This window comes from Mesorhizobium sp. M0030, assembly GCF_040323695.1.
Taxonomy (GTDB): domain Bacteria; phylum Pseudomonadota; class Alphaproteobacteria; order Rhizobiales; family Rhizobiaceae; genus Mesorhizobium.
On the sequence record NZ_JAMYVE010000003.1, the window covers coordinates 296,263 to 311,470 of the forward strand.

Here is a 15,208-nt window from a genome sequence, read left to right on the forward strand (position 1 = left end):
CCAACTCGCAGGCTCACTCCTCTTCCGCCGCCCCGAACCTCGCATCCCTGGGGGCGCTGGTCGCGCTCGCCCAGGGCGTCGCGTGATTATCGATGCGCATCTGGAAGATGAAATAGGTCGGCGAGCAGTAGCCGATGCCTTTCACCTTGGCAGCACCCGGCGTGTCCGGCGGCAGCGACTGGCACATATAGTCCTCGCGGCAGAAATAATCAGCCGAGCAGGCTGGACGGTTGCCGCGGTTGACCGCGCCGCCGAGGCACTGGTCGAAATTGTTGGTGGCGACGCAGGTGTCGAATTTCTTGCCGCCGACCATGCCGCAAATTTCCGATGGCATCGGCTTGCCCGTCTTGAAGGCGGCGAAGCTGCGGTCCTTGTCGTCGCAGGCGCGATAAGCGATGCCTGCCGGTACGCCGATTTTCGGTGGCCGGCAGGTGTAGGCGGTCCGCGAAAGGGTCGGCGCAAAAGCGGCGAACTGGCCGGTGATCTTGTAGCGGTCGTTGAACGGCTGAGACGGGTTGCTGGAGATCGACCCGGTCAGGCAGGGATGGCCCGAAAACATCTTTGGACTGTCCTTGGGCAACAGACATTGCGCCAGCGTGGTGCGCACGCCTGAGGCCGTCGCCAGCGGCGTGCAGACGGTGCCGCCACCGCATTGCCAAGTCGCGCCGAAGCGTTTTGCATCATCCGGCATCAGGCACGGCATCGCGATCTCGGCCGGGGCGTAGCCGACATCGCCGGCATCGGTCCATGTCGCCGGCGGCGCGAAGGACAGCGGCCGGTAGCGGTTCGGCTCCTTGCCTTCTTCCGTCGCGCGCAGCCAGGCCTCACGTCGCGGAATCTCGGCATGGAGATGCGGCGAGATGCCGACCTCGATCCGGTTGAGAGGCGACGTCGTTTTGTCGTCGAGGCCGATGAAGTGAAAGCCGGCCGTCGAGCCTGCCTGGTGGCAGCCCTGGCAGGCGCCATTGTCCAGCCGCTCGACCAGCGCCTCCGGTGTCCGCACCAGTTTCAGCGCCGCATAGTCCAGGCCGGCGAAATCCGCTGGCTGGAACAGCGGCGTGAACGGATGGTTGGCCCGTCTCGCGCTGCCGAAGGTCGACCACGAGATGATTTTCTTCGCCAGGAATTCGTCGGGGATTTCGTAGACGCCGAGATCGACGGCCGCGACATTGGCGCTGACGTAGTCGGCGAGCCTTTTCTTGAGTGCAGCATTGTCCGAGAGCCGCGCAACGTCAGGCGTATTCTCCAGCGGCTTCTCGCTGATGGCAGCGCCATCGATGCCGAAGATCCGCATCAGATAGGCCGCCTGCCCGCCGAACTCGGTCTCCTGGCCCGAGGGAAAGCGCACCACTTGCGCGTTGAGTTCGAGCTGTTTGAAAGTCAGTTCCTCCGGTGCCAGCGGCCCGCCGACCAGCCAGCCGGCATCGACGTTTTCGTCGATCTGCGGTGTCCAGCGCCCGGCAACGCCGACGCAGCCGCCATCGGCATCCGGCGCCACGCTGTAGACGGCGTTGAAATTGAATGGCAGCCGCGATGCCAGAACCTTGCCGTTCTTGCGGAAACTGTAGGCCAGGCGATAGACAAAGCGCACCTCGCCACAGCTCTTGTCACCTTGCAGCGCGGTGAAGTCACGCCGGTCCAGCCGGTTGACGACGCCGACCAGGCGGAAGCGCGCGGCCTCGGTCTTCAGCCAGCGCATATCCATGATGCGGCCGACATTGCCGTCGGTCACCTCGTAGAGCGTGCGCCCGCCGGCCTTTATCTCGGCCCGCAGCGTGGCAATATCGGTCGCCACCATGTCGACAACAGCACGATAGGCCGGCACCTCACTGTAGAGCGTCTTCAGATCGTCCGCGCCGTCGACGGCGAAAATGCCGGCGAAGCCAAACCCCTTGGCATCGAGGGCGGCGAGCACCGCCGGATCGTCGACGATGGTCACCGGCTGCTCAGCGCGCACGCCATGCGAGGCGAACAGCGCGATGATGGCTGCAATGGCGAGCGCGAAACGCTTCATCCGATCGGCACCTTCTGCCGTGCCTCGACAAGTTCACGCAGCACCGGCACCAGCGCCAGCGGCAGATCCTCGGCGATCAGACCCGGTCCGAAGCGGCTGCCGGCCTCGGCATGGATCCAGACCGCTGCGCAGGCGGCCTCGAATGCCTGCATGCCCTGCGCCAGCAGCGCGGCGACAATGCCCGCCAGCACGTCGCCGGAACCGGCGGTGGCGAGCCATGGTGCACCATTGGCGTTGATCACCGCGCGGCCGTCCGGCGCCGCGATGACGGTGTCGGCGCCCTTGTAGACCATGATGGCGTTGGCTCGTTCAGCGGCTGCGCGCGCCTTGGCGAGTTTCGACTGCTTCTTGTCCTTCGCGATGTCGGGAAAAAGTCTGGCGAATTCGCCTTCATGCGGCGTCAGCACCAATACCGGCGCCAACGGGAGCAGCGCGGCGTCGAACAGGGCCTGAGGCTGATGCGCCAATGACGTGATGGCGTCAGCATCCAAGACAATGGCAGGGCGCTGAATTCCGAATGAACTCGTCGACGTGCGGTTTAGGTCAGCGACCGTCGCGATCAATTGCAACGCGAAATCCCCCACTTTGGGTTTCGGCCCGAGCCCTGGTCCGAACACAAGTACTTCGGGGTGCCTCGCCGACAAAAATTCCTGCACTTCCTCCATCGAACCGGCCTCGCGCAGCATGATCGATGTCAGATGCGCGGCGTTTACCTGCATGGCATTTTCAGGCGAGAGCACGGTCACCGCCCCTGCCCCGGCTCTGGCTGCAGCCATCGCCGACAGCCGCGCCGCACCTGTCGCGCTCGGCCCGCCGGAAAAGACGCTGACGTGGCCGCGCTTATACTTATGTGTATCGACCGCCGTTTTCGGAAAACTGTATAGCCAGAAATCAGGCGTGTTCTCGAACGTCTTGATCTTGAACTCATCGACGATCGCATCCGGAATGCCGATATCGGCGATGATGATCTCGCCGCAGAGGCTGCGCCCCGGCATCAGCAGATGGCCGGGCTTTTTCCGCACGAACGTAACCGTCACGTCGGCCTTGAAATAAGCGTTGCTCAAGCCGGTCTCGCCGGACACACCAGAAGGCAGATCGATTGACACCACAGGCACGCGCTCCGCCGCGGCCAATCCTGAGACGGCAGAGGCATGCAGGGATATCTTCTTCGACAATCCCGCACCATAGAGCGCGTCCACGACGACTTCACCCGGTTCCGGGTAGCAGTGTCCGATGTGCTCGACCGGCAGATTGCAGGCCTCGGAAGCTCGCGCCGCATCACTCCCGGGCTTCTGCTTGCCTTCGGCCCAGAGCGCCACATTCACACCAGCCTCGGCCAGCAACCGCGCTACAACATAGCCGTCGCCACCATTATTGCCGGGGCCGCACAGCACGTGCACGCGGCTTGCTGCGGGATAGCGTGCCAGGACCACAGCAGCGACCGCTTCGCCGGCGCGCTGCATCAGGCCATAGCCGTCGAGCGGACCGGCCGCGATCGCCAGCCGGTCGGCCTCGCCCATCTCGGCCGGCGACAGGACTTCATTGCTCATGGATTGCCGATCCGCATTTCGTTCAAGGCCGACCCCTTTGTCCCTATCGAGCATTGTCCAGTTTCGGATTCGAAGCAAACGGCCAGGTGCTGCGTTGGCGTGCGGCCAATCCTTTAGCAGACTGGTGCCACGGATCCGCGCGGGCCTGCAAAATGCGCAATCTGCCTAATTATCGTGCAGACGCCCGAAGCGGCAATGTGTAGGCTTCGGGCAGCTTTGCCGCAGCCGAAGCAGAGGATGACGCGAATGTGCATCCCGGCGCGGCGCGGCATTGGAATTGCGCGAAACCGCTTCGCGTGGGCTGAAATTGGCACAGTTCGTGCTTGATGGAGGCGCAAGCGGGGCGCACAACCCGTTTTTTTGGCAGTGGAGGCCACTTTTTACATGAAAAAGATCGAAGCGATCATCAAGCCGTTCAAGCTAGACGAAGTGAAGGAAGCGCTTCAGGAGGCCGGTCTGCAAGGCATTACCGTGACCGAGGCCAAGGGCTTTGGCCGCCAGAAAGGCCATACCGAACTCTATCGCGGCGCCGAATATGTCGTCGACTTCCTGCCCAAGGTGAAGATCGAAGTCGTGCTGGGCGACGACGCCGTCGAAGGCGCCATCGAAGCCATCCGCAAGGCGGCGCAGACCGGCCGCATCGGCGACGGCAAGATCTTCGTCTCCAACATCGAGGAGGTCGTTCGCATCCGCACCGGCGAAACGGGGATGGACGCCGTCTGAGCTTTCTGATTTCAGATTAACGTCTCCTCGAAACGTCATCACACAGGGAAGAAACGACATGACGACAGCCAAAGACATCATGAAGCAGATCAAGGACAACGACGTGAAATTCGTCGACCTGCGCTTCACCGATCCGAAGGGCAAGCTGCAGCACGTGACGATGGATGTCATCGAGGTCGAGGAAGACATGTTCGCCGACGGCGTCATGTTCGACGGCTCCTCGATCGCCGGCTGGAAGGCGATCAACGAGTCCGACATGGTGCTGATGCCCGATGCGGACACCGTCCACATGGATCCGTTCTTCGCCCAGTCGACCATGGTCATCCTGTGCGACATTCTCGATCCGGTCTCCGGCGAATCCTACAACCGCGATCCGCGCGGCACTGCCAAGAAGGCCGAGGCCTACATGAAGGCCGAAGGCATCGGCGACACCATCTATGTCGGCCCCGAAGCCGAGTTCTTCGTCTTCGACGACGTCAAGTACAAGGCCGATCCCTACAACACCGGGTTCAAGCTGGACTCGACCGAACTTCCGTCCAATGACGACACCGACTACGAGACCGGCAATCTCGGCCACCGCCCGCGCGTCAAGGGCGGCTACTTCCCTGTGCCGCCGATCGACAGCGCGCAGGACATGCGCTCCGAAATGCTGACCGTGCTCGCCGAAATGGGCGTGCGCGTCGAAAAACACCATCACGAGGTTGCCGCTGCCCAGCACGAGCTCGGCATCAAGTTCGACACGCTGGTCCGCAACGCCGACAAGATGCTGATCTACAAATATGTCGTGCACCAGGTCGCCAACGCCTATGGCAAGACGGCCACCTTCATGCCGAAGCCGATTTTCGGCGACAACGGCTCGGGCATGCACGTCCACCAGTCGATCTGGAAGAACGGCAAGCCGACCTTCGCCGGCAATGAATATGCCGGCCTGTCGGAGTCGTGCCTGTTCTACATCGGCGGCATCATCAAGCACGCCAAGGCCATCAACGCCTTCACCAACCCGCTGACCAACTCCTACAAGCGCCTTGTGCCTGGCTATGAAGCCCCGGTGCTGCTCGCCTACTCCGCGCGCAACCGTTCGGCCTCCTGCCGCATTCCGTTCGGCTCGTCGCCGAAAGCCAAGCGCGTCGAGGTCCGCTTCCCCGATCCGGGCGCGAACCCCTACCTCGCTTTCGCCGCCATGCTGATGGCCGGCCTCGACGGCATCAAGAACAAGATCCACCCGGGACAGCCGATGGACAAGGATCTTTACGATCTGCCGCCGAAGGAACTGAAGAAGATTCCGACCGTCTGCGGTTCGCTGCGCGAAGCGCTGCAAAGCTTGGACAAGGACCGCGGCTTCCTGAAAGCCGGCGGCGTCTTCGACGACGACCAGATCGACAGCTATATCGAGCTCAAGATGGCCGAAGTGATGCGCTTCGAAATGACCCCGCATCCGGTCGAATACGACATGTACTATTCGGTCTGAACGATAAGCCTCAGCGACAAGGAAAAACCCCGGCGTCAGTTCAGACGCCGGGGTTTTTGTTTGACCAATAGCAGACCGTAGACGTGGTAGCAGCAGGCTACGGCGCAGGCTTACGAAGCCTGCGCCGCTATAGATGCTTAGGCAGCCGCCGAAACCTGCGCGCTGGTCGAAACCTCCGCGATGGTCTTCAGGATCTGCGAAGCGATCTGGTAGGGGTCGCCTTGCGAGTTCGGACGGCGGTCTTCCAGGTAACCCTTGTAGTCATTGTTGACGAAGGAATGCGGCACGCGGATCGAGGCGCCTCGGTCGGCGATGCCGTAGCTGAAGCGGTTCCACGGAGCGGTCTCATGCTTGCCGGTCAGGCGCTTGTCGTTGTCCGGGCCGTAGACGGCGATGTGGTCCATCAGGTTCTTGTCGAATTGAGCCATCAGCGCTTCGAAATAGGCTTTGCCGCCGACTTCGCGCATATAGGCGGTCGAGAAGTTGGCGTGCATGCCCGAGCCGTTCCAGTCGGTGTCGCCGAGCGGCTTGCAGTGATACTCGATGTCGATCTCGTACTTTTCGGTCAGGCGCTGCAAGAGATAGCGGGCCATCCACATCTGGTCGGCGGCCTTCTTGGAGCCTTTGCCGAAAATCTGGAATTCCCACTGGCCCTTGGCCACTTCGGCGTTGATGCCTTCATGGTTGATGCCTGCTGCGAGGCAAAGGTCGAGATGCTCCTCGACGATCTGGCGCGCGATCGGGCCGACATTCGAATAGCCGACGCCGGTGTAGTACGGGCCCTGCGGCGCCGGATAGCCGCTCTCGGGGAAGCCGAGCGGACGGCCGTCCTTGTAGAAGAAATACTCCTGCTCGAAGCCGAACCAGGCGCCTTCGTCGTCGAGGATGGTGGCGCGCTTGTTGGACACATGCGGCGTCACGCCATCTGGCATCATCACTTCGCACATCACCAGCACGCCATTGCTGCGGGCCGGATCCGGGAACACGGCGACCGGCTTCAGCACGCAGTCGGAGCTGTGGCCTTCGGCCTGCTGCGTCGAAGAACCGTCGAAGCCCCACAGCGGCAGCTGCTCGAGCGTCGGGAACTCGGCGAACTCCTTGACCTGGGTCTTGCCGCGAAGATTGGGGACCGGGGTGTAACCATCGAGCCAGATATACTCGAGCTTGTATTTCGTCATTCTAGAGCCTCTCGTTGCTTGATCACCGAACCTGGATGACGCCGGCGCGCCGAGCCATCCAGCAGCCCAGCTGCCGGTCGATAAAATGCAAATCGTGTGCCACTTCAGTTGGTCAGGGTGCGGCAAAAATGCCCTTTCATCCCGCCGGTGATGGCAAGCCGCCTAAGCAATGCGCCCGGATCAATCAAAGGCAGAATTTGCTTAAATAACAGGCAAATGCAGATCTTTCTTTAGGCATCTTGCCTAAAAGGATTGCAGGACCTACCTTGATGGAAAGATGAATCGAAGAGCCTCTCCAGAAGAAAGGAGACCGACCATGGAAATCACCTCAGCCCGTCCGTCGGCCAAAATCCTGATATTCCCGGCGGCATCGCGTGTAACTGCCTCAAATTTAGGCGTAAAGGCCAAGTTTGCGGCAGAGCTTGCTTCGCTGCGCGATCACCCGCTTGCCCATGGCGAGGCCTGGTATCATGAGGCCGCCATTGCGGAGGCCGAACAGCCTCGCAAGAGCTAGGCGTCTTCCGCGCTGATAGATCGAACAGGCCCACAAATCAAAAACCCGGCGCGATCGCTCGCGCCGGGTTTGTGTTTGATACAGAGCGGTCGGCTACTGCTTGGTATGCAGGTCGGTGCCGAGCGTATCCCTGACGAAGATCATGCCGATGATCAGCGTCACCGCCGCGATCACCACCGGATACCAAAGGCCGTAATAGATATCGCCCTTGTAGGCGCTGAACGCGAACACGATCGCGGGCAGCAGGCCGCCGAACCAGCCATTGCCGATGTGATAGGGCAGTGACATGCCGCTGTAGCGGATGCGGGTCGGGAACATCTCGACCAGGATTGCCGCGATCGGCCCGTAGACCATGGTCACGTAGAGGACCAGGATGAACAGGATGCCAATGACCTTGGCCCAGTTGACCTGTGCGGGGTCGGCAAACATCGCGAACGCGCCCGCTGCCGGAACGCTGTAGACGGTCACCTCGGTGGCGCCCGCGGCTTCGTCCTTGGTCAGCACCTTGTCCTTGATCGCCTGTTCGGTCGGGACCGCGGTCTTTTCGCCGGCGCGGATGGCTGCCGCGTCGAGCTTCAGTTCAGGATTGGCCGCGACAAAGGCGTCGAGCTTCTGGTCGGCAACCTTGGCGGCAGCACGCTTCAGCGGATAACCGCCCCCCTGAAGCGCGAGATTGATACCCTTCTTGAAGGCAGCGTCGCTGGCAGCCTTCTTGTCGCCCGCGGCCTTGGCATCATAAGACGCCACGGTTTCGCTGCCGATCATGACACTCGCCGGGGTCCCCGCCGCCGCCGTCGAGACGATGTCGTAAGGCACCGAGTTCTTGGCAAGGAAATCGGTCGCGATATCGCACGAACTGACCGGTACGCGCGTGCCGGTCGGATTGAACTGGAAGTTGCAGTCTCCCGGAGCCGCCGTCACCGTGGCGCGCGTGTTCTGCTGTGCGGTGGCGAGCGCCGGATTGGCGGCCCAGGTCAACGCCTTGAACAGCGGGAAGGTGGTGACGACCGCCAGCGCAAGGCCGGCCATGATGATCGGCTTGCGGCCGATCTTGTCGGACAGCCAGCCGAAGAAGACGAAGAAGCCCGTACCGAGTGCCAGCGCAATGGCAATCATGATGTTCACCGACTGCGCGTCGACCTTGAGCACATTGGCCAGGAAGAACAGTGCGTAGAACTGACCATTGTACCAGACCACGGCCTGACCGGCGGTGAGGCCGAACAGCGCCAGGATGGCGATCTTGGCGTTTTTCCACTGGCCGAAGGCTTCCGACAGCGGCGCCTTGGAACTCTTGCCCTCTTCCTTCATGCGCAGGAAGGTCGGCGATTCCGAAAGCGACAGCCGGATCCAGACCGAAATGCCGAGCAGGATAGCCGAGACCAGGAACGGAATGCGCCATCCCCAGGCGTTGAAGGCGTCCTTGCTTACGGAATTCTGCACCAGCAGGATGACAATCAGCGACAGGAAAAGGCCGAGCGTCGCCGTCGTCTGGATCCATGAGGTGTAGAAGCCGCGACGGTCGTCCGGCGCATGTTCCGCGACATAGGTCGCGGCGCCGCCGTACTCGCCGCCAAGCGCCAGGCCCTGCAGCATGCGCAGCGCGATCAACAGGATCGGCGCCAGAATGCCCAGTGTCTCTGAACCCGGAAGCAGGCCGACAAGGAAAGTCGACAGACCCATGATCATGATGGTGACAAGGAATGTGTATTTGCGGCCGACGAGATCGCCGATGCGGCCGAACACCAGCGCGCCGAACGGGCGCACGATGAAGCCGGCGGCGAAGACCAGCAGCGTGAAGATGTAGCGGGTGCTTTCGGGAAACGAGTTGAAGAAGGTCAAGCCGATCGCGCCGGCCAACGCTCCGTAGAGATAGAAATCATACCATTCGAAAACCGCGCCCAGCGAGGAGGCGAAGATGACCTTCTTCTCCTCTCGTGTCATGCCGCGGCTGGCTCCGCCGGCGGTCGATGCCAATGCCATTGAACTGTCCTCCCGTGAATCGTCTGCCTTCGACGCTGGGCGTCATCGTCGGCGTTCCCTCTGAACGCGACTCGAACCAGCCATCAGCGTAAAAAATGACAGAAAGCGACCGCCGGAGGCAGACAGACCTTGGATTTATGACTTTGGTATTAGGTGCAGTGCGGCAAAGGCCGAGGATCAGGTCTTCAGCGCATCGAGCAGGCCGACGGCCGCCATCATGTCGCGTTTGCGGGCCGAGCGGCGTGCGACAGCCTCGGCATCCTGGCCCCAATGCTCGATCTGCCAGTCCTCGTCGACATGGCCGGCGGCCCAAGCCGCGTCGCCATCGAGCGCGCCGTAATCGACCGCCAGCGCCAGCAGCGCCGACCCGGTCAGCGAAGTCATGACATGGATTGCGGCCAGCCGCAGCGGCTCGGCACGCTGGGCAAGATGAGCGCCGAGCACTGCGATGCTCTCGCGCGGCTGCTCGACATGGATGATGCCCTCGGCGAGATTGAACCGAGCCCCTAATGTCGCTCTCGCCCAGTCGATCACCGGATCCCAATGCTGGTTCTGCCGCTCGACCAGCCCCTGTGGCGCGTCGGCGCGGTAGCAGGTCAGATCGGACGAGGCGAAGCGCAAGACGTCCTCCAGCACCGCCTGCGGGTCGCTGGCGACGCCGTCGATGGCGGTGTTGACCAGACGCAGCACCGGCATCGTGACCGGGTCGATGGTCTCGCCCTGTGCAGCGAACTCATTGGCGACCAGGGCGGCGGCCTTTTCGGTCGGCAGCGCCAGCAGCGCCTTGCCCGGCGTGCGCACCGGCTTGCCGTCGAGATGGACGGCAAAACCGTCCTCCACAGCTGCGACCGACACGTCCTTGTAGAAGCGCTTCGGCAGGTGCGTCTTCATCTGGATCTGCGCGCGGCGGACCGGATCCGGATCGGACAGATGCTTTCCCGCTTCGAGGTCGTTGAGGATGTCACGCATGGTCGAACTTTCTATCCAGGTACCTGCTTGCGCGCCGGCCGGTTGACGATGATCAGGCCGACTGCGATCAGCCCAAGCGCCACAAAGATCCTGGTCGTTGGCGCCTCGCCAAGAATGATAGCGCCGCAGAGGACGCCGAACACCGGCGACAGGAAGGCGAAGCTCGACAGGCCCGATGCCGGATAGCGCCTGAGCAGCCAGAACCACAGCACATAGGTGAAGGCAACTATATAGAGCGACTGGAACAGCAGCGCCAATGTCGGCAAGGCACTGACCGCGCGGATCGGCGGGCCGGCGAAAGGCAGAACCAGGACACCGACAATGGCCGCACCGGCCAGCTGATAAAGCAGCAATTTCTCGGCACTGGTCTCGACCAGTTTCGAACGCTTGATGACGATACTGGTCGCCGCCCACAGAATACCGGAGCCGAGGCTGAGCAGATCGCCCATCAAGGTCACGTCGGTGCCGCCGGCAATCCCGTCTGAAAACACCGCCACCAGGCCGCAGAAGGCGAGAACGAGCCCGCCAAGCTTGCGCGCGTTGATACGCTCACCGAGCAGGAAATGGCCGCCGATCAGGACCCAGAACGGCATGGTGTTGACCAGCAGTGTGTTGCGGGCAACGGTCGTGTATTCCAGCCCGATATAGAGGCACAGGAACTCGACGCCGAACAGCACGCCGACGATGATGCCGGCGACAAGCGACCCGTCGGCCTTAAACAGCCTGATGCCGCGCAGCCAGCACCAGCCGACCAAACAGAGCCCTCCAAAGATCCAACGTGAGAACAAGAAGAAAAACGCATCGAACCCCGAATAAGACATATAGACGGCTACGTAGTTCAGCCCCCAGGAAAAGGTCAACCCGACCATGATGGAAGCAGCCGCCAGATCGACCGCATCGCGGCGATCCAATACCGAGGCAACGGCCAATGTCAGTCCTCCGCGCTGGCGTCGTCGAAGCCGATCAGGTTCCAGCTCTGGCGCATATGCGGCGGCATCGGCGCGGTGACGTCGATGACGCCCTTGTCCGGGTGCGGAATGACGATGCGGCGCGCATGCAGATGCAGGCGGTTCTGAATGCCGCCCGGAAAGTCCCAGTTGGTGTCGGCCTCGAAATATTTGGGGTCGCCGAGGATCGGGCAGCCGATATAGGCGGCATGAACGCGCAGCTGGTGGGTGCGGCCAGTGTACGGCTCCATTTCCAGCCAGGTCATCGTCTGAGCCGCCTGCTCGATGATGCGATAGTAGGACACGGCGTGGTCGGCGCCCTTTTCGCCATGGGCTGCCACGCGCACGCGGTCGCCGTCCTCGGTCGGCTCCTTGATCAGCCAGGTCGAGATCTTGTCCTCACGCTTGGGCGGGACGCCCTTGACCAGCGCCCAATAGGTCTTCTTGGTCTCGCGCGCCCGGAATGACTCGGAAAGCTTCATCGCCGCAAGCCTGGTGCGGGCAACCACCAACACGCCCGACGTGTCGCGGTCGAGCCGGTGCACCAGGCGCGGCTTCTCGCCCTTCTGGCTGCGCCAGGCCTCCAGCATGTCGTCGACATTGCGGGTGACGCCCGAGCCGCCTTGCACCGCCAGGCCGGCCGGCTTGTTGAAGACGAAGACTTTTGGATCTTCGTGGATCAGCATCTTGGCCAGCACATCGGCGTCGCCCTGGTTGCGGATCGAGTAACCCGTAAGCGCACTCTCGCCCTTCTTGTCGACCTCGAGCGGCGGCACACGCACCACCTGGCCGGGCTCGACACGGCTGTCGGCCTTGACCCGGCCGCCATCGACGCGGATCTGGCCCGAGCGCAGCAACTTCTGCAGATGGCCAAAGCCGAGGCCGGGGAAATGGGTCTTGAACCAGCGATCGAGCCGCATGCCCGCCTCGCCGGCCTCCACCGTGATCTGTTCTACGCCTGCCATGATTTTCGCTTTATCCGTTTCTAACGCGTGACCCCGAAAATCTACTCCGGCTTTCGGAAAGGATCATGCGCAAGATCAAAGTTTCTGCAGCGCGTCCAGAGGATGCGGCGTGCTCCAGGTCGGGGCAATAACACTATGAAACGGTTCTTGCGAGCCAAAGTCCCAGAAACAGGGCGATAATGGCGCCAACGACGCTGGCAAGCGCATATCCCAACGCCGTCAGCGTCGCTCCGCGCTCCCACAGGGTCGCGAAATCGAGCGAAAAGGCGGAGAAGGTGGTGAAGCCGCCAAGGATGCCCGTGGCGACGAACAGCCGGAGCTCATTGTAACCGCCGCGCCGCATCAGCGCGGCGACGAACAGCCCCATAACAAAGGAGCCGAGGATGTTGATCGCCATTGTCCCCCAGGGGTAGTTGGGGCCGACGAGGCGCAAGGCGCCGATGTTGGTCAGGTGGCGGATGCCGGCGCCGATGCCGCCGCCGACCACAACAAGAAGCAGATTGAACATGCCCGTTTACTGCCCGGCCAAGGCAGTGCGGTCAATCCCTTCAGGCTAACGCCTCAGGTCGTCTCGACCTTCTTTGCCTTGCTCGAGCCGATCATCTTCCAGTTCTTGTAGAACATGGAATTGATGCGCTCGACGGTGACCGAAACGATGGCCAGAAGTCCGGCGATGAAACCGGGGAACGGCGACGGGCGGATGATGTCCATGAACACGCAGTAGCGGCGCCCATCATACTCGTTGACCGAGCGGTGCAGCAGCGTGTCGTCGAAAATATAGAGCGGGTTGTCGTGCCAGTAATTCCTGGCGCCGTTGCATTCGACGAAAACCTCTGCCTTCACCGGCAAGAGATTGTAGAGGATGCGCAGGCTGAGCCGCAGCGGTCCGAAATGCCAGGAAGTCGATTCCTTGCCTCTGAAGACAGACACGGCAATGGTCTTGATGTATTTGAAATCCTTGTTGAATTCCGCAACATTGTCGATCCGGTGCTTGCCGTACCACTGATAGACATACATGCCGCGACGACCGGTGCCGAAATTGGCGTCGATATCGGCGATGATCTCGTCCTTGCGCGCCTTGAAGACGTCAAGAACCTCGTTGACCTCGCGCTGATAATCGGCAGGAAACTGCTCCAGCTTCCACACACCCGGGTTGCGGTAGCAAACGAGGTCCACCAGCAGATTGAAGGGCGACAGCAGCCAGGTGAAGATGCCATTGCCGAGGAAATAGCCGCGCAACAGCGACAGATCCTTGCTGGCGTTGCGCAGCACATCGATCAGGCCGCAGACGATCCAGATCGTGGTCAGGATCGGAATGAAATAGAAGCCGAGCGCGAGCAGCGGGACAGCAATCACAGCCTGGCGAAGCGTTTTGCGAAGGGATTTTGTCATTTCTGTTCGCGCCGCGCGCTGTCCCCGTTCCGAATTATCGCCCGTCCTGGCAGCCTCCCGGCCGAGTCATGCGACGTGATAGGGCTTTTTGTCATGCGGTACAATCACACTGCTGTGACTGGCGGGGGCAGAATTTCAGTTCATCGCGGGCAGGCCGAGTTCGTCCCGTTTGTCCCGCGCGCCTATTTTTCCCGCTCGCTGCGCAGCTTTGCCCAATAGTCCAGCCGTTTCTTGATATCGCGCTCGAAGCCGCGTTCGGGCGGATCATAAAAGGTCTGCCGGCCCATCTTTTCGGGGAAATAGTCCTGGCCGGAAAAAGCATCGGGCTGGTCGTGATCGTAGCGGTAGCCGGCGCCGTAATCCTCCTCTTTCATCAGCTTGGTCGGCGCGTTGAGGATGTGCTTGGGCGGCAGCAGCGAACCGAACTCCTTCGCCGCCCGCGTGGCTGCCTTGAAGGCGGTATAGACGGCGTTGGATTTGGGCGCGGTGGCGAGATAGACGGTGGCCTCGGCGAAGGCCAGTTCGCCTTCGGGCGAGCCGAGATAGTCGTAGGCGTCCTTGGCGGCGTTGGCGATAACCAGCGCCTGCGGGTCGGCCAGCCCGATATCCTCCATCGCCATGCGCACCAGCCGGCGGCCGAGATAGAGCGGATCCTCGCCGGCGTCGAACATGCGGGCAAGATAATAAAGCGCCGCGTCCGGGTCGGACCCACGCACCGATTTGTGCAGCGCCGAGATCAGATTGTAGTGACCGTCCTGGCCCTTGTCATAGATCGGCGCGCGGCGCTGGAGGATGCGCTGCAGCCCTTCGGGATCGAAAACCTCGCCGGGTTTGGCGGCGCGCCAGACTTCCTCGGCCAGCGTTAGCGAGGCCCGGCCGTCGCCATCGCTCATGCGGATGAGCATCGCCCGCGCCTCGTCGTCGAGCGGAAGCGCCCTGCCCTCCGTCTCCTCCGCCCGCGTCATCAGTTTGGCGATGCTGTCCTCGCCCAGCGAGTGAAACACCAGCACCCGCGCGCGCGACAGAAGCGCCGCGTTCAGCTCGAACGATGGATTTTCGGTCGTGGCGCCGACCAGAACAACTGTTCCATCCTCCATGACCGGAAGGAAAGAGTCCTGCTGGGCGCGGTTGAAGCGATGGATCTCGTCAACGAACAGCAGCGTCTGGCGGCCATTCGTGCGGCGCAGCTTCGCTGCTTCGAACACTTTCTTCAGGTCCGCGACGCCGGAAAACACCGCCGATATCTGCTCGAACGCAAGACTGGTCTCGCCGGCCAACAGCCGTGCAACGGTTGTTTTGCCGGTTCCCGGCGGTCCCCAGAAAATCATCGAGCCGAGCGAACCCGAGTTGATCAGCCGCGTCAGCGCGCCGTCCGGCCCGGTCAAATGCTCCTGGCCGACGACCTCGCCAAGATTTTTCGGGCGCAGCCGATCGGCCAAAGGCCGGCGGGGCGGCGCTCTTTCCGGTTCATCGACGCTGAACAGATCGGCCATCTAGGTCTTCTGGTT

13 protein-coding genes are annotated in these 15,208 nt (G+C 62.1%); 3 read left to right on the forward strand and 10 right to left on the reverse strand.

Features of this window, described 5'->3' with window-relative positions; translation table 11 throughout:
- Positions 1–13: 13 nt before the first annotated feature.
- A complete protein-coding gene (locus NKJ80_RS08995; protein WP_352497455.1) occupies positions 14–2,014 on the reverse strand; it encodes a hypothetical protein in 2,001 nt (666 codons plus the stop codon).
- Positions 2,011–3,564, reverse strand: a complete 1,554-nt coding sequence (locus tag NKJ80_RS09000; protein WP_023672777.1) for a bifunctional ADP-dependent NAD(P)H-hydrate dehydratase/NAD(P)H-hydrate epimerase — start codon at positions 3,562–3,564, stop codon at positions 2,011–2,013. The genes NKJ80_RS08995 and NKJ80_RS09000 overlap by 4 nt, the downstream gene beginning before the upstream one ends.
- Before the next feature lie 384 nt (positions 3,565–3,948).
- Here NKJ80_RS09000 and NKJ80_RS09005 point away from each other — a divergent pair, with 384 nt between their 5' ends.
- Both NKJ80_RS09005 and glnA read left to right on the forward strand, forming a co-directional pair.
- A complete protein-coding gene (locus NKJ80_RS09005; protein WP_006205430.1) occupies positions 3,949–4,287 on the forward strand; it encodes a P-II family nitrogen regulator in 339 nt (112 codons plus the stop codon).
- 58 nt (positions 4,288–4,345) lie between these two features.
- Positions 4,346–5,755 carry a type I glutamate--ammonia ligase gene (gene glnA, locus NKJ80_RS09010; protein ID WP_023672775.1) on the forward strand — a complete coding sequence of 470 codons (1,410 nt, stop codon included), beginning with the start codon at positions 4,346–4,348 and terminating at the stop codon, positions 5,753–5,755.
- Between the two features lie 137 nt (positions 5,756–5,892).
- Here glnA and NKJ80_RS09015 read toward each other — a convergent pair whose 3' ends face one another.
- Positions 5,893–6,933, reverse strand: coding sequence for a glutamine synthetase beta-grasp domain-containing protein (locus NKJ80_RS09015; protein ID WP_023688423.1), 1,041 nt, complete (start codon positions 6,931–6,933; stop codon positions 5,893–5,895).
- Positions 6,934–7,249: 316 nt separating this feature from the next.
- On the opposite strand from NKJ80_RS09015, the gene NKJ80_RS09020 reads away from it, so the two are divergent.
- Entirely contained in the window at positions 7,250–7,447 is a 198-nt protein-coding gene (locus NKJ80_RS09020; RefSeq protein WP_023688422.1) for a DUF2735 domain-containing protein, read from the forward strand.
- Positions 7,448–7,540: 93 nt separating this feature from the next.
- On the opposite strand, the gene NKJ80_RS09025 is transcribed toward NKJ80_RS09020, so the two are convergent.
- The 7 genes from NKJ80_RS09025 to NKJ80_RS09055 form a co-directional block, all read right to left on the reverse strand.
- Positions 7,541–9,427, reverse strand: a complete 1,887-nt coding sequence (locus NKJ80_RS09025; RefSeq protein WP_023682590.1) for an MFS transporter — start codon at positions 9,425–9,427, stop codon at positions 7,541–7,543.
- Positions 9,428–9,604: 177 nt separating this feature from the next.
- Entirely contained in the window at positions 9,605–10,396 is a 792-nt protein-coding gene (locus NKJ80_RS09030; RefSeq protein ID WP_023738898.1) for an ATP12 family chaperone protein, read from the reverse strand.
- Positions 10,397–10,407: 11 nt separating this feature from the next.
- Positions 10,408–11,325 (reverse strand): DMT family transporter, encoded by a 918-nt coding sequence (locus NKJ80_RS09035; protein WP_352497456.1) that lies wholly within the window; start codon positions 11,323–11,325, stop codon positions 10,408–10,410.
- 2 nt (positions 11,326–11,327) lie between these two features.
- Positions 11,328–12,308: an RluA family pseudouridine synthase gene (locus NKJ80_RS09040; RefSeq protein ID WP_023672769.1), complete on the reverse strand. Its 981-nt coding sequence runs from the start codon at positions 12,306–12,308 to the stop codon at positions 11,328–11,330.
- 133 nt (positions 12,309–12,441) lie between these two features.
- A complete protein-coding gene (gene crcB / locus NKJ80_RS09045) occupies positions 12,442–12,816 on the reverse strand; it encodes a fluoride efflux transporter CrcB (RefSeq protein WP_352497457.1) in 375 nt (124 codons plus the stop codon).
- A gap of 53 nt (positions 12,817–12,869) precedes the next feature.
- Complete coding sequence (locus NKJ80_RS09050; RefSeq protein WP_023682594.1) at positions 12,870–13,700, reverse strand: aspartyl/asparaginyl beta-hydroxylase domain-containing protein; 831 nt, start codon at positions 13,698–13,700, stop codon at positions 12,870–12,872.
- 182 nt (positions 13,701–13,882) lie between these two features.
- A complete protein-coding gene (locus NKJ80_RS09055) occupies positions 13,883–15,193 on the reverse strand; it encodes a replication-associated recombination protein A (RefSeq protein WP_352497458.1) in 1,311 nt (436 codons plus the stop codon).
- Between the last annotated feature and the right edge of the window lie 15 nt (positions 15,194–15,208).